The sequence below is a fragment of the Kitasatospora sp. NPDC048239 genome, from assembly GCF_043202015.1.
In the GTDB taxonomy this organism is placed as follows: Bacteria; Actinomycetota; Actinomycetes; order Streptomycetales; family Streptomycetaceae; genus Kitasatospora.
This window is the reverse complement of the sequence record NZ_JBICZP010000001.1, coordinates 782,171-802,502: the sequence shown is the minus strand read 5'-3', so window position 1 is coordinate 802,502 and position 20,332 is coordinate 782,171. Positions and strand designations below refer to the sequence as shown.

General features: G+C 74.2%; 17 protein-coding genes. 9 read left to right on the top strand and 8 right to left on the bottom strand.

The features are described 5' to 3' along the window. Both ACGFZP_RS03510 and ACGFZP_RS03505 read left to right on the top strand, forming a co-directional pair. On the top strand, positions 1–675 hold the full coding sequence (locus tag ACGFZP_RS03510; protein ID WP_392928094.1) for a nitroreductase family protein: 675 nt from the start codon (positions 1–3) through the stop codon (positions 673–675). A gap of 64 nt (positions 676–739) precedes the next feature. Further along, the gene (locus tag ACGFZP_RS03505) at positions 740–1,396 is read left to right on the top strand and encodes a GNAT family N-acetyltransferase (protein ID WP_392928092.1); all 657 of its coding nucleotides are present in this window, start codon (positions 740–742) and stop codon (positions 1,394–1,396) included. Positions 1,397–1,440: 44 nt separating this feature from the next. Here ACGFZP_RS03505 and ACGFZP_RS03500 read toward each other — a convergent pair whose 3' ends face one another. Both ACGFZP_RS03500 and ACGFZP_RS03495 read right to left on the bottom strand, forming a co-directional pair. Next, complete coding sequence (locus tag ACGFZP_RS03500; protein WP_392928089.1) at positions 1,441–2,397, bottom strand: aldo/keto reductase; 957 nt, start codon at positions 2,395–2,397, stop codon at positions 1,441–1,443. A 65-nt stretch (positions 2,398–2,462) separates the two neighbouring features. Further along, a complete protein-coding gene (locus ACGFZP_RS03495) occupies positions 2,463–3,086 on the bottom strand; it encodes a GDSL-type esterase/lipase family protein (protein ID WP_392928086.1) in 624 nt (207 codons plus the stop codon). Positions 3,087–3,317: 231 nt separating this feature from the next. Between ACGFZP_RS03495 and ACGFZP_RS03490 the strand changes: the two genes are divergently transcribed. After that, the gene (locus ACGFZP_RS03490) at positions 3,318–4,829 is read left to right on the top strand and encodes a carbohydrate binding domain-containing protein (protein WP_392928085.1); all 1,512 of its coding nucleotides are present in this window, start codon (positions 3,318–3,320) and stop codon (positions 4,827–4,829) included. A gap of 96 nt (positions 4,830–4,925) precedes the next feature. Here the strand turns inward: ACGFZP_RS03490 and ACGFZP_RS03485 are convergent, their stop codons facing one another. Next, positions 4,926–5,507 (bottom strand): copper resistance CopC family protein, encoded by a 582-nt coding sequence (locus ACGFZP_RS03485; RefSeq protein ID WP_392928084.1) that lies wholly within the window; start codon positions 5,505–5,507, stop codon positions 4,926–4,928. Beyond that, complete coding sequence (locus ACGFZP_RS03480) at positions 5,504–6,094, bottom strand: hypothetical protein (RefSeq protein ID WP_392928083.1); 591 nt, start codon at positions 6,092–6,094, stop codon at positions 5,504–5,506. The genes ACGFZP_RS03485 and ACGFZP_RS03480 overlap by 4 nt, the downstream gene beginning before the upstream one ends. 349 nt (positions 6,095–6,443) lie before the next feature. On the opposite strand from ACGFZP_RS03480, the gene ACGFZP_RS03475 reads away from it, so the two are divergent. Next, entirely contained in the window at positions 6,444–7,844 is a 1,401-nt protein-coding gene (locus tag ACGFZP_RS03475; RefSeq protein ID WP_392928081.1) for a PASTA domain-containing protein, read from the top strand. 87 nt (positions 7,845–7,931) lie between these two features. On the opposite strand, the gene ACGFZP_RS03470 is transcribed toward ACGFZP_RS03475, so the two are convergent. From ACGFZP_RS03470 to ACGFZP_RS03455, 4 genes are all read right to left on the bottom strand, one after another. Beyond that, positions 7,932–10,733 (bottom strand): penicillin acylase family protein, encoded by a 2,802-nt coding sequence (locus ACGFZP_RS03470; RefSeq protein ID WP_392928079.1) that lies wholly within the window; start codon positions 10,731–10,733, stop codon positions 7,932–7,934. Between the two features lie 206 nt (positions 10,734–10,939). After that, positions 10,940–12,478: a nickel transporter gene (locus tag ACGFZP_RS03465; RefSeq protein ID WP_392928076.1), complete on the bottom strand. Its 1,539-nt coding sequence runs from the start codon at positions 12,476–12,478 to the stop codon at positions 10,940–10,942. Then, positions 12,475–13,794, bottom strand: coding sequence for a tetratricopeptide repeat protein (locus ACGFZP_RS03460; protein WP_392928073.1), 1,320 nt, complete (start codon positions 13,792–13,794; stop codon positions 12,475–12,477). The genes ACGFZP_RS03465 and ACGFZP_RS03460 overlap by 4 nt, the downstream gene beginning before the upstream one ends. A gap of 82 nt (positions 13,795–13,876) precedes the next feature. After that, the gene (locus ACGFZP_RS03455) at positions 13,877–15,328 is read right to left on the bottom strand and encodes a DUF4331 domain-containing protein (RefSeq protein ID WP_392928072.1); all 1,452 of its coding nucleotides are present in this window, start codon (positions 15,326–15,328) and stop codon (positions 13,877–13,879) included. A 409-nt stretch (positions 15,329–15,737) separates the two neighbouring features. Between ACGFZP_RS03455 and ACGFZP_RS03450 the strand changes: the two genes are divergently transcribed. The 5 genes from ACGFZP_RS03450 (at position 15,738) to ACGFZP_RS03430 (ending at position 20,262) form a co-directional block, all read left to right on the top strand. After that, positions 15,738–16,394 carry a hypothetical protein gene (locus ACGFZP_RS03450; protein WP_392928071.1) on the top strand — a complete coding sequence of 219 codons (657 nt, stop codon included), beginning with the start codon at positions 15,738–15,740 and terminating at the stop codon, positions 16,392–16,394. A 240-nt stretch (positions 16,395–16,634) separates the two neighbouring features. Further along, positions 16,635–17,840, top strand: a complete 1,206-nt coding sequence (locus tag ACGFZP_RS03445) for a cytochrome P450 (protein WP_392928068.1) — start codon at positions 16,635–16,637, stop codon at positions 17,838–17,840. A gap of 68 nt (positions 17,841–17,908) precedes the next feature. Then, a complete protein-coding gene (locus ACGFZP_RS03440; RefSeq protein WP_392928067.1) occupies positions 17,909–19,069 on the top strand; it encodes a type III polyketide synthase in 1,161 nt (386 codons plus the stop codon). Then, on the top strand, positions 19,066–19,647 hold the full coding sequence (locus tag ACGFZP_RS03435; protein ID WP_392928064.1) for an NUDIX hydrolase: 582 nt from the start codon (positions 19,066–19,068) through the stop codon (positions 19,645–19,647). The genes ACGFZP_RS03440 and ACGFZP_RS03435 overlap by 4 nt, the downstream gene beginning before the upstream one ends. Before the next feature lie 198 nt (positions 19,648–19,845). Then, positions 19,846–20,262 (top strand): SHOCT domain-containing protein, encoded by a 417-nt coding sequence (locus tag ACGFZP_RS03430; protein ID WP_392928338.1) that lies wholly within the window; start codon positions 19,846–19,848, stop codon positions 20,260–20,262. The last annotated feature ends 70 nt before the right edge of the window (positions 20,263–20,332 follow it).

Sequence of the window (20,332 nt, the reverse complement as noted above, 5' to 3'; positions counted from 1 at the left end):
ATGGTTGACAGTGCAGTGGCAGGGACGCCCCACCCGACCGTCCCGCTGAGCCCGATGACGGTGCCCGCCCACGAGGCCGAGGCGCGCAGCAGGTCCTTCCACGACGTGATGGCCCGGCGCCGGACCGTCCGCGACTACGCGACCCACCCGATCCCGGACGGCGTGGTCGAGTGGGCGATCCGCACCGCGAACACCGCGCCCAGCGGCGCGCACGTCCAGCCCTGGCGGTTCGTGGTGATCACCGACCCGGAGCGCAAGCGGCGGCTGCGGGAGGCCGCCGAGGCCGAGGAGCGCGAGTTCTACGCGCACCGGGCCTCCGAGGAGTGGCTGAGCGCGCTGGCCCCGATCGGCACCGACTGGCGCAAGCCGTTCCTGGAGGACGCGCCCGCCGTGATCGTCGTCTTCGAGGTGCACAAGGGACCGCACTCGCCGCGCCCGTACTACACCAAGGAGTCGGTGGGCATCGCGGTCGGGCTGCTGCTCGCCTCGCTGCACCAGGCCGGGCTGGCCACGCTGACCCACACCCCGAGCCCGATGAAGTTCCTCAACGAGGTGTGCGAGCGCCCCGCCGAGGAGCGGGCCGCGTACGTGATCCCGGTCGGGTACCCGGCGCAGGGGGCGCGCGTGCCCGATCTTCGGCGCAAGGAGCTCGACGACGTCCTGGTGCGCCTCTGACGCGCCTGCGGCGGCGTCCGGTAATCGGTGGTGACCAGCCCTGGCGGCCGACATAATCGCTGGCATGAGTCACGTCATGCCGCTCTCCGGCGCAGAGGCCGGGCAGCCCGGGCAGGCCCCCGGGCCCGGCGCCACCGAACCGCGCGGGGCCGCCGCCCGACCGCGCGAGGTCAGCGCCGGCCGGCCGCCCGAGCTGCTGCCGCTGGCCGGCGGGGTGTCGCTGCACCGCCGGGCCGGCCGGCACGCGGCCGCGCTCAACGCGGCCGTGCTGGCCGACCTCGACCATCTGCGGCCGTGGATGGAGTGGGCGGCCGAGGCGCCGAGCCCGGAGGTCACCGCCGAGCTGGTCGAGGCCGGCGCCGGCGCCTGGGAGGCAGGCACCGACTTCATGTACCTGGCCTGCCTGGACGCCGCCCCGGGCAGCGTGGTCGGCGCGTTCGGGCTGCACGGCCGGATCGGCCCCGGCGCGCTGGAGCTCGGCTACTGGGTGGGCTCCGGGCACACCGGGCGGGGCATCGCCACCGCCGCCGCCCGGGCGCTCACCGCCGCGGCGCTCGAACTGCCCGGCGTCGAGCGGGTGGAGATCCACTGCGACGAGGCGAACGGCGCCAGCGCCGCCGTCCCCCGCAAGCTCGGCTACCGGCTCGACCGGGTGGTGGACGCGGCGGTCCGGGCGCCGGGCGAGACCGGCCGGAAGATGATCTGGGTCATGGAGCGCTGAGCCGGGCGCCGCGGGGAGGCCGGCCCCCCTCGGCGCCCGGTGGCTCAGTACCGCCCGCCGGTCGGCGCGGGCAGCGCGTCCAGCTCGGCGAGGTCGGCCGCGCCGAGGACCACCCCGGCCGCACCCGCGTTGTCCGCCAGGTAGCGCGGCGTCTTGGTGCCCGGAATCGGGAAGACGTACCGGCCCTGGGCCAGCACCCAGGCCAGCGCCACCTGCGCGGGCGTCGCGCCGACCCGGGCGGCGACCTCCTTCACCCTCTCCACCAGCGCCAGGTTGGCCGTCAGCGCCTCCTGCTGGAAGCGCGGCAGCGAGCGGCGGAAGTCGTCGGCGGGCAGCTCGTCCGCGGAGGAGATGCCGCCGGTGAGGAAGCCCCGCCCGAGCGGCGAGAACGGCAGGAAGGCGATGCCCTCCGCCTCGGTGTAGGGCAGCACCTCGGCCAGGGCGTCCCTGGTCCACAGCGACAGCTCCGACTGCACGGAGGCCACCGGGTGCACCGCCTGCGCCCGCCTGATCTCCTCGACGCCCACCTCGGAGAGGCCGATCCGGCGCGCCTTGCCCGCCGCGACCACCTCGGCGAGCGCGCCCCAGGTCTCCTCGATCGGCACCTCCGGGTCCACCCGGTGCAGCTGGTACAGGTCGACGTGGTCGGTGCCGAGGCGGTGCAGGCTCTCGTCGATCGAGCGCCGCACGTGCTCCGGCCGGCCGTTGTTCCCGACCCGCCGGCCGTCGGTGCCCGGCACCAGGCCCACCTTGGTGGCGAGCACCGCGCGCTCCCGGTAGGGGCCGGCGAGGGCCGCGCCGACCACCTCCTCGTTGCTGTACGGGCCGTAGATGTCGGCGGTGTCGATCAGTGTGACGCCGAGGTCCAGCGCCTCCCTGATCACCTTCACCGAGGTCTCGTCGTCGCGGTTGTGCAGGTCGTAGGCCCAGGTCATCCCCATGCAGCCGAGGCCGACCACACCGATCTCCGGGCCCTGGCTGCCAAGCGTGCTGGTACGCATCTTCCGGTGCTCCTTCGTAGCGCGGATCAACAGGCATCAGCCTCCACCTTGGAGTGCACTCAAGGTCAAGCGCCTTCCTCCCGGAGCTCGCCGCCGGCCGCCCAGCGCCGCCAGCCGGCCCGCAGCACCAGCCCGGCGAGCCGCTCGTAGCCGCCCGCCCAGGGGTGCGCGCCGTCGCCGCCGCCGGCCTCGGCCACCCACACCGGGTCCTCGGCGAGCTCCCCGGTCACGTCCACGAAGGGCACACCGCGCCCGGCGCAGAGCACCGCGAGCGCGTCGGCGAGCTCCAGCAGCCGGCCCAGGTGCTCCTCGCCCCGGAAGACCACCGGCGGCGGCCCGACCACCAGCACCCCGAGGCCGCGCTCCCGGGCCCCGTCCAGCAGCGCGGCGAGGTTCTCCACGCAGCGCTCCGGCGCCACCCGCGGCCGGCCGTCCTCCAGGGTGGTGTCGTTGCTGCCGAACGAGACGACGAGCCGGTTGTCCGCATCGGGGAGGGTCCGCGCGTCGACCTCCCTCCAGCAGCGGCGCAGCACGTCCGCGGAGGTGTTCCGCCGGATGCCCAGGTTGAAGGCGGTGACGTCCCCGCCGACGGCCTGGAGGACCCGGCCGACCCAGCCGCGGAACTCCGGATCCCCGATGCCCTGGACGAAGGAGTCGCCGATGAAGCAGATGCGCAGGTCTCTGGTCATCGCGACACCATAGAGCCCGTCCTCGGCGCCGCGGGAACCTTAACCACTGTGTAAGACGGGCTGCGCCGCGCCTTTTGATGTCCCGTTAATGCTTGACGTGCACAGCTGGTCTAGTCCAGTTTGATGCTCAGCACCGCGCACCTCCCTTGCACCGGACATCACGCCCCCAGCCCCGCCGCCGCGCACCCCCACTCCCGCAGGCGGCGGGACGCCGTCCCGAGAGGCACCCCCATGCCACGCGCGCACCACCCCGCCACCACGCACCGCCGCCCCGCCGTGCGCACCAAGCTGCTCACCCTCGCCGCCGCCACCGCCCTGGCGGCCGGGGGGCTCGCCACCCTCGCCGGGAACGCCGGCGCGGCCGACGGCAACCTGCTCGCCAACCCGGGCCTGGAGAGCGGCTCGCTCGGCCCCTGGAGCTGTTCCGCCGGTACCGGCAGCGTGGTCAACACCGGCGCGCACAGCGGCTCGTACGCGCTCAAGGGCGCCGTGGGCAGCGGCGACACCGCGCAGTGCGGCCAGAACGTCGCCGTGCAGCCCAACACCAGGTACACGCTGAGCGCCTGGGTGCAGGGCCCGTACGTCTACCTCGGCGCGACCGGCAGCGGGGTCACCGACCCGGCCGTCTGGACGCCCGGCGGCACCGGCTGGCAGCAGCTGTCCACCACCTTCACCACCGGGCCGGCCACCACCAGCGTCACCGTGTACCTGCACGGCTGGTACGGGCAGGGCGGCTACCTCGCCGACGACGTCGCGCTCACCGGACCGGGCGGCAACCCCAGTACCCCGCCGCCCACTTCGACCACGCCCACCGCCTCCCCCACCGCCACGCCGACCGCCACGCCGACCACGCCGCCGCCCGGCGCCGCCGTCCCGGTCGCCCCCTACATCGACATGGGCGCCTGGCCGACCCCGTCGATGCCCGCGATGGCCGCGGCCGGCAACCTGAAGTCCTTCACCATGGGCTTCGTCACCGGCGTCGGCTGCAAGGCCAGCTGGTTCAACGCCTATGACCCGCGGACCGGTTGGGCCAAGGACCAGGTGGACGCGCTGCGCGCGGCCGGCGGCGACGTCAAGGTGTCCTTCGGCGGCGCCAGCGGTACCGAACTCGCCGCCGCCTGCAGCACCGTGGACTCCCTCCTCGCCGAGTACGACGCCGTGGTCAAGGCCTACAACCTGCGCTTCGTCGACTTCGACATCGAGGGCGCCGCGATCGCCGACACCGCCGCCAACGACCGCCGGTCCGCCGCGCTCGCCAAGCTGCAGAAGGCCAACCCGGGGCTGAAGGTCTCCTTCACCCTGCCGGTGCTGCCCGAGGGCCTGACCTCCGAGGGCGTCGCCATCGTCCGCTCGGCCCGGGACGCCGGCGTGGACGTCAACCTGGTGAACATCATGGCGATGGACTACTACCGGATCGGCTCCGACTACGGCGACGCCGCCGTCCAGGCGGCCCAGGCGCTGTACGGGCAGCTCAAGGCGCTCTACCCGGCGAAGACCGACGCCCAGCTCTGGGCCATGGTCGGCGTCACCCCGATGATCGGGGAGAACGACGACCACCAGGTCTACAACCAGGCGGACGCCCAGCAGTTGGTCGCCTTCGCCAAGCAGCACCACCTCGGCGAGCTGGCCTTCTGGGACGCCACCCGGGACGCCAACGCCTGCACCGGCGCACTGTTCAAGTGCACCAACATCGCGCAGCAGCCGTACGAGTTCGCGAAGATCTTCGCCCAGTACGGCGGCTGACCGCCCCCGCACCACCGGTGCCGGCGGCGCCCGGGCGTTCGGCCCCGGACACCGTCGGCACCCGCCGTTCCGCGGGTGCCGACGGACCGGCGGGGCTCAGCCCGAGCCGACCGGGCCCGCCGGGCGTTCGCGGCGCACCCGCGGGCGACGCAGCATCAGCAGGACGGCCCCCGGCAGCAGGACGGCGTCGACGCACAGCAGCAGCAGGTTCCAGACGCCGTCCATCGTGTGCTCGTGCGCCGACAGTCCGTCGTCCACCGGGGCGGCGGCGGGCCGGCCGGCCGCCCCGGGCCCGACCGCGAAGGCGGTCGTGCCCGAGACGTCGCCGTCGCCGAACGTGAGCCGGTAGGTGACCAGGTACTCGCCGGGGGTCCTGATCCGGACCGGCGACACCACGCGGCGGCCGTCCAGCCGCGCGGCGCCGTCGGTGACCGGCAACCCGTCCGGTCCGTTGACCTGGAGGTAGACCGACTGGGGGGCGAAGTCGTCCCCCGAGAAGGTCAGCGCCACCTCCTCGGGGGCGTCGGCGACCGCACCGCCGTCGGCCGGGGCGGCGCCGGACAGCCGGACCGGCTCCCGGGCGCTGATCCAGGCCAGCGCGACGAGCAGCAGCACGGCGACACCGACGCCGACGGCAACGGTCCGCCGGAAGGACCGCAGCGATCCGGTGGCACTCACGCGGTGGCCGCGACCTCGTGCCGGTGGACGACGTGACGGCAGCTGCACGTCATCTCGGACAGCTCCTGACGGCTGGGGCGCAGGTGGTAGTACATGCCGATCACCATCGGGATGAAGACGATGGTGTTGTAGAAGAGGTGCAGTTCGACCCGGGCGAAGACCAGCTGCAGCACCGAGGTGGGCGCGGCCTTCCCGAACAGGAAGTGGTGGGTCTGCGCCTGCAGCAACAGCAGCAGGTGCTCGATGTGGTGCCAGAACTGGATCACCAGCGCCACCGTCCACCAGGTGCGGCCGCGTCCCACGAAGCCCGGGCGCAGCAGGAACAGCCCGATGATCATGACGAGCGCGTATCCGTAGTGCATCCACTCCGAGGTCACCAGCCAGGGGTACTGGTATCCGAGGAGGCCCTTGGACTTCGGCACCGTCCAGCCGAGGCCCCATATCTGGTAGGCCTGGGTGAGGTGTTCGGCCCAGTGGCCGAGCACGATCACCATGAAGATGTTCAGTGCGGCGCGGTGCGAACCGTGGTTGAGCCGGTTCAGCGGACCGTGGGGGACGGTTCTCGACGACGCGCTCTGGGTGGTCATGATCTGGTTCTCCTACAACGGGAGGAGGGCAGGGGAGCAGGTGCGACACGCGGGGCGGCAGCGTGCAGCGACATCACCCGCGCGCGCCCAGCCTGATGCGTGGGGACCAGGATGGGCTTCTCCCAGACTGCTGTGATGACTTCCGCTGAAAACGGCTGGATCCCTCCCCCTGTTCGGCGAGCGCGTTCCCGGTGAACTCCACGGCCCCGCCCGCTTGGTGACGAGTGCGGGGCCGATCGGTCACGGGCGGGACGCGGTTCGGGGAGCCGCGGTTCCACCGCGCGGCGGCCGGGTACCGGGGGTGTGAACCGGCCCCCGCAGGAGGCGGGTTCGGGCTTATGGGGGGACCATGAGACTGTTCTGCCGCCTGTGCGGCACCCGTACGGACGGCGCCGAGCGGCTCGGGGTCCACTGTCCGGGCCCGCACTGCGGGACGGACCTGCGGGCGGGGCTGAACGCCGCCGTCCAGGCCTGGTGCGAGCCGGCCCGGCTGCTCGGTGAGGCCGGGTTCCCGGTGGTGGTGCGGCTGACGGTCCGCAACGCCGGGCAGGTTTCCACCGGCTACCTGCTGGAGCCGGTGGAGGAGGTCGAGGGGCGGCTGGAGTTCGACCGTGCGGAGCTGGAGGCGCCGCTGGCGCCCGACCACGCGCGGACGGTGGAGCTGCGCTACACCCCGCCCTTCGACCGGCTCGGCGCCGGGCTGGACATCGCCTCGCTGTTCGGGGTTCCGGGCGCCGACCTGGCCGGGCAGGTGCAGGGCGCCCGGAGCGACCGGTTCGGGGTGGCGCTGCGGGTGTCGTCGGTGTCCGCGGGGCAGGGGGCGGCGTGCGCGGCGTTCGCGGTGGACGTCCCGGGCCGGATCGAACCCGACTGGGACGACCGGGATCGGGACGACCGCTCCCCGGACGACCAGGGCCGGGACGACCGGGATCGGGACCGGGACCGCCGCGAGGACCGCTCCGGCCGCCGGCCCTCCCGCAACGGCCAGGGCGCCGCCCGTCGGCCCGGCGCCCCCGCCCCCGGCCACCACCCCGTACAGGGCCCGCAGTACCGGCTGCCCCCGCGGCGCCGCGGCTGCGGCCCGGCGGCGGTGGTCGCCGTGGTGATCGCCGTACTGGTCGCCGTCGTCCTGGTGTTCGCGCTCGGCCGGGGGCTCGGCGGCACGGCCGCGCAGGGCTCGCCGACCACCCCGGCGCCCACCGCCTCACCGGCGCCGTCCCCGTCGCAGTCGGTGTCCCCGTCCGTGTCCGCGTCCGTCCCCCCGCGCTCCCCCTCTCCGACGCGCCCCTCGCCCTCGCGATCCGCCTCGCCCTCGCGCTCGGCGTCCCCCTCCGCGAAGCAGGTGGCGGTGCCCGATCTGGTCGGCCTGGACCAGGTGGCCGCCGAACAGCGGCTCCAGGACCTCGGTTTCGCCGTCGACGGCGACTACGTCGACAGTGGCGGCGTCCCGGAGCTGCGGATCATCGGCACCGACCCGAAGGCGGGCACCAGGGTCGCCCCCGGCAGCAAGGTGTTCCTGCGGATCTCGGACGGCCGGGCGACCGTCCCGGCGGTCGCCGGCCTCAGCCGGGCCGCCGCCGAGCAGGCCCTGAAGGCCGCCCACCTCACCAACGTCACGGTCTACAGCGAGGGCGTCGTCGGCACCCCCGAGGGCCAGGCCCTGCGCACCGACCCCGAACAGGGCAGATCCGTACCGCTCGGCACGCCGGTCACCCTCTGGTACGCCGTCAAGCCCGCCAAACCCCGCTGAACCGACCCGCGGTGACGTGCTGCGCGCCGGGCCCTGGCGGGCGCGGGTGGGGCCCCGGGGGTCCGGGGCCCCACCCGCACCACGGGCTCAGCGGTGGGAGGTGAACTGGACGACCTGCTGGTAGGTCGGGCGGTTCTGCCAGGTGGTCTTGGGGTCGGTCACCCCGCCCAGCGGCCGCTGGATGACGGTGTCCGCGCACCACTGGTCACCGGCGGCGCAGTCCGCGTCGCCGGGGTACACCTGGGCCGGGGTCTGCGCGGCCGCCCGCCTCAGGGTGTCCAGCAGCACCGACCGGCAGGCCGCGAGGTCTCCCCCGCCGCAGAACGGCCTGGCCAGCGGGCTCGCCACCGGCTGGCCGAGGACGGACCGCAGGTCCTTGTCCAGGTAGCTCCACCACCCGTACTGGAAGGCGGACCCCTTGTGCGGGATCGACTCGTTGGCGCTGGTCGACCCGCCGCCGGGGCCGGCCTGCCCGCCCGACGGGGACTCGTTGATCTGGAGCGCACCGGTCAGCGCGGTGAACAGCCCGTCCCCGAGGCCGGGCCGCATCACGCCCTCGGCCGCCAGCGGCCACCAGGCGTCCATGGTCCGGATCGCGACCGCGTCCGTGTAGGCGTGGCTGCCGGCCGAGGTCTCCCGGCGCTGGGCGCCGTGCGCCAGCCAGGTCTCCAGCTGCTGCACGGCCGTGGCGGTGGCCGGGTCGGTCACCGGGGCGCTGCGGATCACCTTCAGCAGCTCGGGCAGCACGTCCTCGGCCCGCAGGTCGGCCAGGGCGGCGCTCTCCATCGCCTGGGTGAGGGTGACCCGGCTCGCCTTGCCGCCGTTCGCCAGCAGCGCCCTGACCCGGTCGTCCAGCAGGTTGGCGCGGTGCACCGAGCCGTTGCCGAACCCGGCCGCGGTGTAGGCGTCGGCCTGCTTGTTGTTCCAGGAGACGTAGTAGTCCTGGTTGACCGACTGCGGGTGCCGGGCCGGCGGGGTGTACCTGGCGGTGTTCGCCGCCGGGTTGAAGTCGGCCCACTCGTAGGCGGGTTCGGCCCGCAGCGGCAGCCCCGGGTCGACCCCGGCCGGGCGGACGGGGTTGCTGCCCGAGTTGTAGTACGCGGTGTCCCTGGAGTCCGCGTAGAACCAGTTGAACGTGTAGTTGATGTCCTGGGCGGCCCGCTGGAACCCTGCCGCGTCGTGCACCGCGCCGGGGTCGTTGAGCTCCTGGAAGCCGATGATGGAGTCGGCCTCGTGCCGGTAGGTGGAGCGCAGCGAGGCGAAGGCCACCGGGGCGCCGCCGACCGTTCCGCGCGCGGTGACCAGCCCGTAGTTGGACCGGTACATCACCAGGCTGTACGAGCCGGCCGCGGTGGAGTCGGCCGTGGTCGGGGCCCAGGCGTTCTTCCGCTCCAGCCGGTCGAACGGCAGGCACTGCCCGTGCCACAGGTAGGAGTTGGCGGCGGTGGTGGCCGGCGAGCCGTCGGTGGTGCAGAGCGGCACGGCGTAGGTGTCGGTGATGTCCTGGCCCGCGGAGGTGGCGCTCCAGGCGTAGTCCTGGCCGCGGCCGAGCTGCACGTAGAAGCTGAGGCCGGCGAACGCGGCGCCGCGGGCGCTGATGCCCGGGCCCTGGATCTCCTCCAGCATCAGCAGCTGCGGGGCGAAGTACCCGGTCTGCGGGCCGAAGACGGCGACGGGGTGGCCGTCGTCGGTGTGGCTCCCGGAGACGACCAGGGCGTTGGACATGCCGTGCCGGTCGCTGAGCAGCGCCCCGGGCAGGACGCCGGGTGCGGGTGTGCTGAGCTGGTTGGCGGAGCCGGTGGCGTCGTAGACCATCCGCTCGGGCACCACCGAGCCCGGGTCCGGGATCGCGGCGCCCTGCGGGCTGTCCGGCACCTGGGCGTAGGGGAAGGCCTGCCCGTCGTGCAGGGTCTGCACGGCCTCCGCGTCCTCGGCCTCGCGCAGCGACTTCCAGACGGCGTCGCCGGCCTCCTTGCCGTAGCGGGCCTCGGCGGCCGTCTTGACCTGGGCGGAGGAGAGTTCGCCGCCGCCGCCGGAGCCGAACAGCGCGCCGACCACGGAGGCGAGGGCCACCAGGTCGGTGAGCTTGAAGGGTTCGATCGACCCCTCGTTGGTGATCGGGTTGATGTGCCCGGTCAGGTCGTACTCGCCGGGGAAGTAGCGGCCGTCGTAGGACTCCTTGACGTACTGGTTGATCCCCTCCAGGTAGGCCTTGGCGTCGTCGAGCGCCTGCCGGGCCCGGTCGCCCTGGGTGGCGATGGAGTCGATCTGCTGCTGGAGCTCCGCCTCGGTGTAGGGCGCGGCCTGCCAGAAGCTCTGCTCCAGCTGCCGGTTGGCCGCGGCGCCGCCCGCGAACCCGGACAGCTGGCCGCGCCCGACGTGCCGGAAGAGGTCCATCAGCCAGAGCCGGTCCTGGGCGGCGGCGTACCCCGCGCCGAACTCGGTGCCGTACCGGGTGGTGCCGGTGATGTGCGGGACTCCGGTGGCCTTGTCGCGGACGATGGCGACGTCGGAGCGCGGCCGGACGGTGCTCGCCACCTGGTCGGCGGGGACGCCGAAGGAGGCGTCGTTGAAGAAGCTGCGCAGTTGGGCCTCGGTGAGGCCCGGGTAGTTGGCCGCGAGGGCCGCGTACGGGCCGAGTTGGTCGTCGGTGTGGGCGGGGCGGGTGCCGAAGACCTTGTTCACCAGGATGTCGGCGAGGGTGGCGTTGCCGTTCTCGCCGGGCGGCAGGATGTCGAGGCAGCGGCCGCCGCAGTAGTCGCCGGGCGCGGCGGCCACGGCGGGAGCGGGAGCGGCCGGGGCGGGGGTGGTCGTGAGGGTCGCGGTGACGAGGAGGGCCGCCGAGAGTCCGGCGACCGGGAGCCTGAGCGCGTGGGGGCGTCGTTGCATGCCAGCTCCTCCGTGGAGGCTACGGGAAGTCGACCGTAGGACTGTTACTGGCCGGTTGGCTAGGGGCGTGCATGTCATTTCCCGAGCGGAGTACGGCATTTGACGGACCGCTGGGTCGCTTCCGAGCGGATGCCTGGTCCGCGCACCGGCCTGCGCCGGAGCGGACCGCACCGGCGCAGTCGGCACGCCCGGACCGGGCGGCGCGCTCACACCTGGGCGAGGCTTCGCAGCGCCAGGCCCACCCCCACCGCCAGTACCACCGCGGCCGTGACCAGGCTGCCGTAGGGGGCGTACCGCCGCAGCGCGGGGAGGCGGTCCGCCGTACGGGCGGCGAGGCGGGTGCTGGTGCCGGAGAGCAGCAGGCCGGCGGCGGTCAGGGCGAGGGCCATGCCGAGGCCGTAGCCGAGGACCAGCAGGACGCCGAAGGCCGTCCGCCCCAGGGCCACCGCGCCGAGCAGGATCACCAGCGCGGACGGGCTGGGGACGAGGCCGCCGGCCAGGCCGACGCCGAGCAGCGGGAGCCTGCCGCCATGCCGGTGGTGGTGACCACCGTGATCGTGGCTGTGGCTGTGGCTGTGGCCGTGATCGTGGCCGTGGCCGTGGCCGTGACTACCGTGATCGTGGCCGTGGCCGTGGTGATGCCCGTGCCCGTGCCCGTGCCCGGTGAGCGTACGGGCCGCCGTGACGACCAGGCCGACGCCGATCGCCGCGATCAACGCACCGCCCGCCGCGCCGAGCCAGCCGAGCAGCCGCTCGCCGGCCAGGGTCATCGAGGCCGTCAGCGCCAGCCCGGTGACCAGCACACCCGCCGTGTGGGTCACCGTCACGGTGGCCCCGACCGCGAGGGCGGCGCGCACCCCGCCCCTGCGCCGGGCCAGGCAGGCCGCGACGGCGAGCTTGGCGTGGCCGGGCAGGGCCGCATGGCCCGCGCCGAGCAGAAGGGCGAGGGCCAGGGCCAACAGGCCGACCGGGACGGTCAGGTCGGCCGTCGCCGCAAGCGAGGCCAACCGCCGTTCCAGCGCGGGGAAGAGGACCGGCTCGCCGGCCGGCGCCCCCGCCGACTCCCCCGGCGCTGTCGCCGTCCGCCCGGTGGGCTCCGGCACGGGGGCGGCCGCCTCCCCCGAGGGCTCGGTGCGCAGCGCCGCCGACACGACGGCCGGCGGGGCTCCGGTCAACTCCGCGGGGTAGTCGCGCAGTTCGTTGCTGACGCTGGCCGCCGGGACGTCCGAGGCGGCGAGCCGGACACGGTCGCCGCTCGCGCTGACCTCCTTCCAGCCCAGCCGTTCGCGGTCCGCCCCGGAGTCGAAGGCGACGGTGGCCGCGCGGCCGAGGTCGGCGCGGGCCCGCAGCGCGCAGCCGAGCCGTGCGGTGGGCAGGTCGGCGGCGCCCGGCCGGTACTCCAGCCCGGATCCGGCGACCTCCCAGTCCACCGTCCGCCCGTCGACCGACCCCCGGGCCGCGCGGGCGAGTTCGGCGCAGCGGGCAGCAGCGCGGGCGGCGGCCTCGGCCGGGCCGATCCGGCCGTCGTGGTCGGTGTCGGTGGCGGCCTGCTCCTGCGCGGTGGGGATCTCGGCGGTGTCGACGACGACGGTGTCCTCGATCCGGTCGGGCAGCAGCCGCAGGCCGTCGTAGCGGTTGACGGTGAAGTTGCCCAGCGGGTGGGCCCGGGCGGCCGGCGCGGTGGCGGCGAGGGCGGCCAGCAGGGCGGCCGCGCAGGCGGCGGCCGTGAGCGGTCGGCGGGTCATTCGTTTCCTTCGTCGAGCAGCGCGGCTGCCCGGGGCGCGTGGTACGGGGAGAACCGGGGGTTGCGGGTGAGGGCCTGGCGCAGGTGGCCGGCCGCCTCGGGGAGGCCGAGGGCGTGCTCGACGGCGCCGAGGTGGTAGTCGAAGGCGGTGCTGTGCCAGCCGGTCCGGGCGGCTTCGCGCAGGTGGCCGATGGCCTCCTCGTCGCGGCCGGCCCGGTGCAGGGCCCAGCCGAGGGCGTCGGCGACCAGCACGCTGTGCCGGGCGGCCCGTTCGCCGCGCAGCAGGGCGACGGCGGCCGCGGGGTCGCCGTGGTCGGCGAGGTAGAGGCCAAGCTGCGGGTCGACCGGCCCGCCGGAGGCCGCGAGCAGCCGGGCCTCCGCCGCGAGGGCGGTCAGCGGCTGCTGGGCCGGCTGCCCGTCGGCGAGCAGCAACTCTGCGTACTCCAGCAGGAACTGGGGGGTCGGCGCGCGGTCGGTCAGCGAGCGGTAGCGCTGCGCCGCCTGCGCCGTCCGCCCCTGGGCGGCGAGCACCCGGGCGAGACCGGCCTCGGCGCTCTGGTCGCCGGGGGCCGCGGCGAGGGCCCGGCGGTAGTGTTGCTCGGCGTCGTCGGTCCGGCCGGACTCCCAGGCGAGGTCGCCCAGCCGGTGCGCGCAGAAGGCCCGGTCGGCGGGGGTACTCGCGCTCTCCAGGGCGCGTTCGAGGGCGAGTCGGGCCTCCTCGGCGCGGCCGTGCGTCTCCAGGTCGTAGGCGGCCCGGGTGTAGCCGGCCACGGTGGGGGCGAGGTCGAGCAGGCGCTGGGCGGCCGCGGTGGCGGCGGGGTAGTCGCCGAGCTGGATCTCGGCGTCGGCGAGGACCGCGTAGCCGGCCGGCCGGTCCGGCGCCATCGCCGTCGCCTGTCGGCCGTACTCCCCCGCCGCGCCGAACTCGTGTCGGGCGTTGGCGAGTTGCCCGAGGCCGGCGACCGCGTCGTAGTTGCGCTCGGGGCGGAGGCCGAGCGAGCGGTGCAGCGCCTGCTCGGCGGCGGCGAGGTCGGCCGCGTCCAGGGTGAGGCGGGCGCGGTCGAGCCTGGCGAGCGCCAACCGCGCCCAGGCGGAAGGGTCCTGGGGTTGCCGTTCGACGGCGGCGCGGGCCTCCTCCACCCGGTCGGCGGCACCGCTCACCGGGGGCGCCGCGCGGACCGGGCCGCCCGGCGCGGCCGCCCGCGGTCCGAGCGCGAGCAGCCCGCCCGCGCAGGCGAGCACCAGGCCGCCGGCCGCCAGGGCCCGCCCCACCCGGGCCCGCAGCGCCCAACGCGCCCTGCCCGCCGGTGTCTCCACCCTCGTCCCCACTCCTGCCCCACCCGTCTCGTCGGCTTCGGTCCCTACCGCCCGGCCCCTCGGCGTGGCCGCGCGTCCCCCGTCACGGCCCGGCGTGCGGGAGGTTGAGGTAGGGGAAGGCGTCCGCGGCCGGCTTGGGCTGCCAGTCGAAGGCGGGTGGTGGCAGCAGTCCGGCGGCGGAGCGCCCGTTCCAGGGCTCGCCCTCCAGCATGCGCAGCAGCGGCGGGTCGATGATGTCGTTGGGCCGCCGGCCGTTGGGGTAGCCCTGGAGGTCTCCGCCGAGGACGCCGTCCGGGTGGGGCGAGGCGCTCACCGGGGTGGTGAGGTTGAGCCGCAGCTCGTCGGCCCAGACGACGGCGCGCGGGTCGGCGTCGGCGTTCATGGACGGGGCGGTGAGGTCGAGGCCGAAGCGCGCACCGTTGTCGCGTCCGATGCCGCCGAGGAACAGTGCCCGGATGTCCTCGCGCGGTCCGGACGGGGCGGCGAAGCCCTGGGCGTCCTGGATCCGGTGCGGGGGCGCCGGGTCGAGCGCGGCGTCGAGGAACGCCTGGTCGAGGTGGTCGTCGGCGGCGGCACGGGAGTTGAAGCGGTCCTCGGGGCCGCCGGGGGCGGAGTTGGCGGCGGAGGAGCCCCACAGGGCGAAGCAGATGTGCGGGTTGCCGAGCCGGGCGACCTGCCGGTACGTCGCCTGCTGGGTGCGCAGGTCGCGGGAGAGGTCGGCGCCCTCGCGCGAGACGGTGGACCAGACGCCGATCACCGGGTTGCGCTGCGGGTCTCCGTTGAGGGCGAGTTCACGCTTGGGCACCTGGAGGATCAGGCTGCTGACGTTGACCGCGGAGAGCGGGTTGGTGCCGGGCAGCGCGCCCGGGACGGGGCCGGCGGTGCCGAGCACGAAGAGCCCGAACACCCGGATGTCGGCGATGAACGACTCGGCGCTCTGGGTGGCGACGGTGCGCCCGCCGCCGGGCAGGGCGCGGGTGGCCTCCGTGCGCAGGGCGCCGTAGTCGGGCATCAGCGTGAGGCCGGTGTGGGTGGGCACGGCGACGCCGTCGGCGATGAGCGTCTCGGCAGCCCGGCCGGGGCGGATCCGCTCCAGGGTGTAGCGCTGGCGGAACAGCAGGCCCGGGTCGCGCAGCGAGCGGACCGGGGTGGCGGCGATCGGGCCGGCGCCGAAGGGGCGGCGGTCCTCGTTGCGGAAGGTCCAGCGGTAGGTGAGGTCCGGCACGCCGTTGCCGGTGGCGTCGACGTGGATCTCGTACCGGGCGCGGGTGGCGAAGGGGTAGTTGAGCGGTGCGGCGCCGGGCAGTTGGGCGGACTGGACGTCGACGATCAGGGTGACGGTGTCGGGGGCGTCCGGGCTGGTGAAGGCGTAGACGTCGGTGAGGTTGGCCGGCTGGTCCAGCGCGACGGACGGGGCGTCGAAGTGGCCGCCGGCCCGGCCGGTGCCGAGCAGCGGGCCGCCGAGCGCGGCGGCGGTCAGCAGGGTGGTCGCGGCGGTCAGGAAGCCGCGTCGCGAGGGCAGGGGGTTCCGCACAGGGCTCTCCAAGAGTCCGGGGGAAGGGGCAGGGGGCGGATCGATGGGCCGCGGGCCAACCTAGGGGGCCAAGCGATCTTGGTTCGCCCCCGCAGGGCCCTCCTCACCCGGATGTGTCCTGCTTTTCCCCCGCGCGGGGGAACTTGGCGAAAGCGGGCACATCCGTGCACTTACGATCCCTGTTGATCACAGCTCCCCCACCACCGGACCCGACCGTCCGGACAGCTGACGATAGATCAGATCACCTGTACGCCAAGGAGATTTGACCCCACGAGAGGCAGGTGCGGTCCACGGTCCGCCGCTTCACCGGCCCGTTCCTGCGGGCCCCACCGCCTCCCGGCCCGATCCGCCCCCCGCTTCCAGGCCCCTTGGGCCCTGGAATCCCACCCCCCGTTCCGAGGAGTCCACCATGCACCGCGCCCTTCGCCGGCTCGCCGTCCTGGCCGCCGCCGGCACCCTGCTCGCCCCGGCCGCTTTCGCCACCAGCGCCTCCGCCTCCCCCGGGCGCACGGAGTCGGCCGCCACCACCCGCGCGGGCGGCGTCTACATCTCGCCCTGGGGCAGCGCCCACCTCGCCCTGAGCGAGGAGACCAGCAAGTGGATCGCCGAGGAGAACGTCACCGTCACCGCGATCGAGCCCTTCCGGATGGACGAGGACGGCAAGGGCGTCGAGATGCCGATCGGCTCGACCGCCGGCGACCACCTGGACGCGCAGGGCCGGATCTTCTACCCCGGCGGCCTCAAGCTCACCCACCCGGGCTCCGGCCACACCTTCACCCTCATCCCGACGTACATCCGCGTGATGCCGACCCCGCTCTGGTCCTCGGGCCTCCAGGTGGACGGTACGGAGGTCTCGCCGGAGTTCCCGGTGGGCGACACCAGCTACGGCGAGGTCATCGCCAGCGGGCGGCCGACCTTCACCGGCTTCAAGCTGGACAAGCTGCCGTTCCACGTCACCCAGGACGCCTCCGACCTGATCTCCCAGTACACGAACCGCCCCGGCCCGAAGGCCGGCAGCGTCCTCGGCACCCTCACCCCGCGCTTCGACTACGTCCCCGCCGGCTGAGCCGCCGCCGGGCCCGCCCGCAGGATCCGGCGGGCGGGCCCGGACCCCAACTCCCGCCCGCCGCACGACGGATCAGTGAACAGACCACACGACATATCGCCTGACAATCAGGTATCTCCCTCGATCGAGCGAACTATCTGATCTGCCCGGATTTCCGCCCCTCGATGGGGGAACATCAGCACGTCCGCGCCCGAACGACCTCTGCTTCGGGCGGTACCGACTCCGGCCATTGGATAGCCCGTGACTACCTCCGCCCCCGTGTGGGACTGTCCCTTCAACCACACCGACGGCCTGGAGTTCGACCCCCTCCTGAAGCGACTGCTCACCGAGGACCCGATCGCCAGAATCCGGCTGCCGCACGGCGAGGGCGAGGCCTGGCTGGCCACCCGCTACGAGGACGTCCGCGTGGTCACCACCGACCGCCGCTTCAGCCGCGCCGCCGGCATCGGGCGCGACCTCCCCCGGATGACACCCGCCCCGATCGCCCAGGTCGAGGCGATCAACCTGATGGACCCGCCCGCCCACAACCGGCTGCGCCGCCTGGTCGCCCAGGGCTTCACCAACCGCCAGGTCGAGCGGATGCGCCCCAAGACCCAGGCCATCGTCGACGGCTACCTCGACGAGATGACCGAGCACGGCTCCCCCGCCGACCTGGTCCGCCACCTCTCCAGCCGGCTCCCGATGACCACCATCTGCGAGCTGCTCGAAATCCCCGAGCAGGACCGCGCCGAACTCCGCGGCCACGCCGTCGCGATGATGTCCATGGGCCCGGGCAGCGGCGCGGGCCAGGTGGACGCCAAGGCCGCGCTGCGCGCGTACTTCTCCGAGCTGACGGCCGCCCGCCGCCGCGACCCCGGTGAGGACCTGATCAGCGCGCTCGCCACCGCCCGGGACGGCGAGGAACTGCTGGACGACCAGGAACTCGCCGTGATGGCCATGGTCCTGCTGGTCACCGGCCACGACACCAGCACCTACCAGCTCAGCAACATCACCTACACCCTGCTGACCCACCCCGAGCAGCTGGCCAAGCTCCGCGCCCGGCCCGAGCAGCTGCCGCGCGCCCTGGAGGAGCTGCTCCGCTTCATCCCGTTCCGCCAGGGCGTCGGCATCGCCCGGGTCGCCACCGAGGACGTCGAGCTCGGCGGGGTCCTGATCCGGGCCGGCGAGGCCGTGCACGTCTCCTACCTGGCCGCCAACCGCGACGGGCGGATGTTCGAACGGCCCGACGAGCTGGACCTCGACCGCGGCACCGCCAACCACATGACCTTCGGCTACGGCACCCACCACTGCCCCGGCGCCCACCTCGCCCGGATGGAGCTCCAGGTCGCCATCGGCACCCTGCTGCGCCGCTTCCCCGGGCTGCGGCTCGCCGTCCCCGCCGAGGAGCTGGACTGGCAGACCGGCTCGATCTGGCGCTACCCCCGCACCCTGCCGGTCGCCTGGTGACAGCAGCGCAGCACCCGCCCGTCACCAGTCCGCCGCACCCGTAGGCCACGAGGGGTAGACCCGCACCCATGGCAACACTCTGCCGACCCGCCATCGCCGTACCCGAGCACGTCATCACCCTGGACGAGACCCTCGACCTGGCCCGCAGCCTGCACGCCGGGCACCCGCAACTCGCCCTGGCACTACGGCTGATCGAGAACACCGGGGTGCAGACCAGGCACCTGGTCCAGCCGATCGAGGAGACCTTGCGGCACCCGGGCTTCACCACCCGCAACGCCGTCTACGAGCGGGAGGCCAAGCAGCGCGTCCCCGAGGTGGTCGAACGCGCGCTCGGCTACGCCGAGTTGTCCGCCCGGGACATCGACCTGATCGTGTACGTGTCCTGCACCGGCTTCATGATGCCCTCGCTGACCGCCTGGCTGATCAACACCATGGGCTTCCGCTCCGACACCCGCCAGGTGCCGATCGCCCAACTCGGCTGCGCCGCCGGCGGCGCGGCCGTCAACCGGGCCCACGACTTCTGCCGCGCCTACCCCGGCTCCAACGTCCTCATCGTGGCCTGCGAGTTCTGCTCGCTCTGCTACCAGCCGACCGACCTCGGCGTCGGCTCGCTGCTCTCCAACGGCCTGTTCGGGGACGCCGTCGCCGCCGCCGTCGTCCGCGGCCGGGGCGGCAGCGGCGTACACGTCGAGCGCAACGGCTCGCACCTCGTCCCCGGTACCGAGGACTGGATCTCGTACGGGGTCAAGGACACCGGGTTCCACTTTCAGCTCGACAAGCGCGTCCCCGGCACGATGGAGATGCTCGCCCCGGCCCTGCGCGAACTCGCCACCGCCCACAGCTGGGACATCTCGGGCCTGGGCTTCTACATCGTGCACGCCGGCGGCCCGCGCATCCTGGACGACCTCTGCCACTACCTCGACCTGGAGCCCGCGGCCTTCCGGTTCAGCCGCGCCACCCTCACCGAGCGCGGCAACATCGCCAGCGCCGTGGTGTTCGACGCCCTCGCCCGGCTGTTCGAGGAGGGCGCCGTCACCGAGGGGGCGCAGGGGCTGATCGCCGGCTTCGGACCAGGCATCACCGCCGAGATCTCGCTGGGCACTTGGGCCGGTGCACCGCTGGAGGCGACCATCCCCCGCCGCCCGCGGGCGATCGATGCGGCCGAACTCACCCTGGCTCATCCGGCCGTCCCCCTGCTGCGCTCCACCGGCACTACGATCACCGAATGACCGATACCACGGACCGAACGGACACCACCGACAGAGCCGCCGAACTGGCCGCCCGCTTCCCCGCGTTGCACGCACCGCAGTACTGGGCGTGGGGTCGCTTCGACGCACAGTTCTCCACCGCGCTGCCGCCGGACGAGCTGGTCACCAACATCCACCTGGTGGGCTTCACCGACGGACTGGTCGTGCTCTGCCGGGACGCCCGCGACCACTGGTTCCTGCCGGGCGGCACCCGGGAGAGCGGCGAGAGCGTCGACTCCTGCCTGGCCCGCGAGCTCCGCGAGGAGGCCGGCGCGCGGCTGCTCGGCGCGCCGGCCTGGCTCGGCGCACACCGGTGCGTGACGGACAACCCCGAGCCGTACCGGCCGTGGCAGCCGCACCCGGAGAAGGCCTGGCTCTGGGGCTGGGCCGATGTGGCGGTGGACTCCGCGCCGACCAACCCGGAGGACGGCGAGCAGGTCGTCGAGGTACGGGCGGTGGAGCCGACCGAGGCGCAGCGGCTGCTGGTGGGCGGGCACGAGGCCTGGTGGGGCGAGCTGGTCGGGCTGGCGGTGGAGCTGCGCCGACGGGCCACCGGCTGAGCCGCTCCGCAGCCCGACCCCGCCCGCCCCTGCCGAAGCCCCCCGGTGCCGACGGCGCGTCCACCGCGCTCTTCCCGGCAGGCCGCTCAGCACGCCTCTCGGCGGTGAAGATCACCAGAATGGCCGAGCACGGCAAAGCGATGTCCTATATGCGGTGATATGACTCGTCTGAAGCGCGTCAGCACCGACGGGAGCGTCATGGACAACTACCCGCTGCTCAACATTTTCTGGACGATGCTGGAGCTGTTCCTCTGGATCCTCTGGTTCTTCCTGCTTTTCAAGATCATCACGGACATCTTCCGCAGCCAGGACCTCAGCGGCTGGGGCCGGGCCGGCTGGCTGATCCTGGTGATCCTGTTGCCGCTGATCGGCGTCCTCGTCTACGTCATCGTGCGCGGCCAGTCGATGAGCGAGCGGGACGTCCAGCAGGCGCGGAAGAGCGAGGCCGCGTTCAAGGCCTACGTCCGGGAGGCGGCCACCGACACACCGCCGGGCGGCGCCGGGGCGGCCGGACGCAGCCATGCGGACCAGCTGGCGAAGCTGGCCGAGCTGAAGGCGAGCGGCGCCATCACCGAGGCGGAGTACCAGCGGGCCAAGGAGAAGGTCCTGGCCTGAGGCGGCGACCGCGAAACGGCGGGCCGGTGGACACGAAGTCCACCGGCCCGCCGCGCGTCTACCGCCAGGC

Bases quoted from the DNA above. Each gene is read 5' to 3' on its own strand.
- ACGFZP_RS03510 (WP_392928094.1), top strand. From the start codon at position 1: ATGGTTGACAGTGCAGTGGCAGGGACGCCCCACCCGACCGTCCCGCTG.
- ACGFZP_RS03505 (WP_392928092.1), top strand. From the start codon at position 740: ATGAGTCACGTCATGCCGCTCTCCGGCGCAGAGGCCGGGCAGCCCGGG.
- ACGFZP_RS03500 (WP_392928089.1), bottom strand. From the start codon at position 2,397: ATGCGTACCAGCACGCTTGGCAGCCAGGGCCCGGAGATCGGTGTGGTC.
- ACGFZP_RS03495 (WP_392928086.1), bottom strand. From the start codon at position 3,086: ATGACCAGAGACCTGCGCATCTGCTTCATCGGCGACTCCTTCGTCCAG.
- ACGFZP_RS03490 (WP_392928085.1), top strand. From the start codon at position 3,318: ATGCCACGCGCGCACCACCCCGCCACCACGCACCGCCGCCCCGCCGTG.
- ACGFZP_RS03480 (WP_392928083.1), bottom strand. From the start codon at position 6,094: ATGACCACCCAGAGCGCGTCGTCGAGAACCGTCCCCCACGGTCCGCTG.
- ACGFZP_RS03475 (WP_392928081.1), top strand. From the start codon at position 6,444: ATGAGACTGTTCTGCCGCCTGTGCGGCACCCGTACGGACGGCGCCGAG.
- ACGFZP_RS03470 (WP_392928079.1), bottom strand. From the start codon at position 10,733: ATGCAACGACGCCCCCACGCGCTCAGGCTCCCGGTCGCCGGACTCTCG.
- ACGFZP_RS03465 (WP_392928076.1), bottom strand. From the start codon at position 12,478: ATGACCCGCCGACCGCTCACGGCCGCCGCCTGCGCGGCCGCCCTGCTG.
- ACGFZP_RS03450 (WP_392928071.1), top strand. From the start codon at position 15,738: ATGCACCGCGCCCTTCGCCGGCTCGCCGTCCTGGCCGCCGCCGGCACC.
- ACGFZP_RS03440 (WP_392928067.1), top strand. From the start codon at position 17,909: ATGGCAACACTCTGCCGACCCGCCATCGCCGTACCCGAGCACGTCATC.
- ACGFZP_RS03435 (WP_392928064.1), top strand. From the start codon at position 19,066: ATGACCGATACCACGGACCGAACGGACACCACCGACAGAGCCGCCGAA.
- ACGFZP_RS03430 (WP_392928338.1), top strand. From the start codon at position 19,846: ATGGACAACTACCCGCTGCTCAACATTTTCTGGACGATGCTGGAGCTG.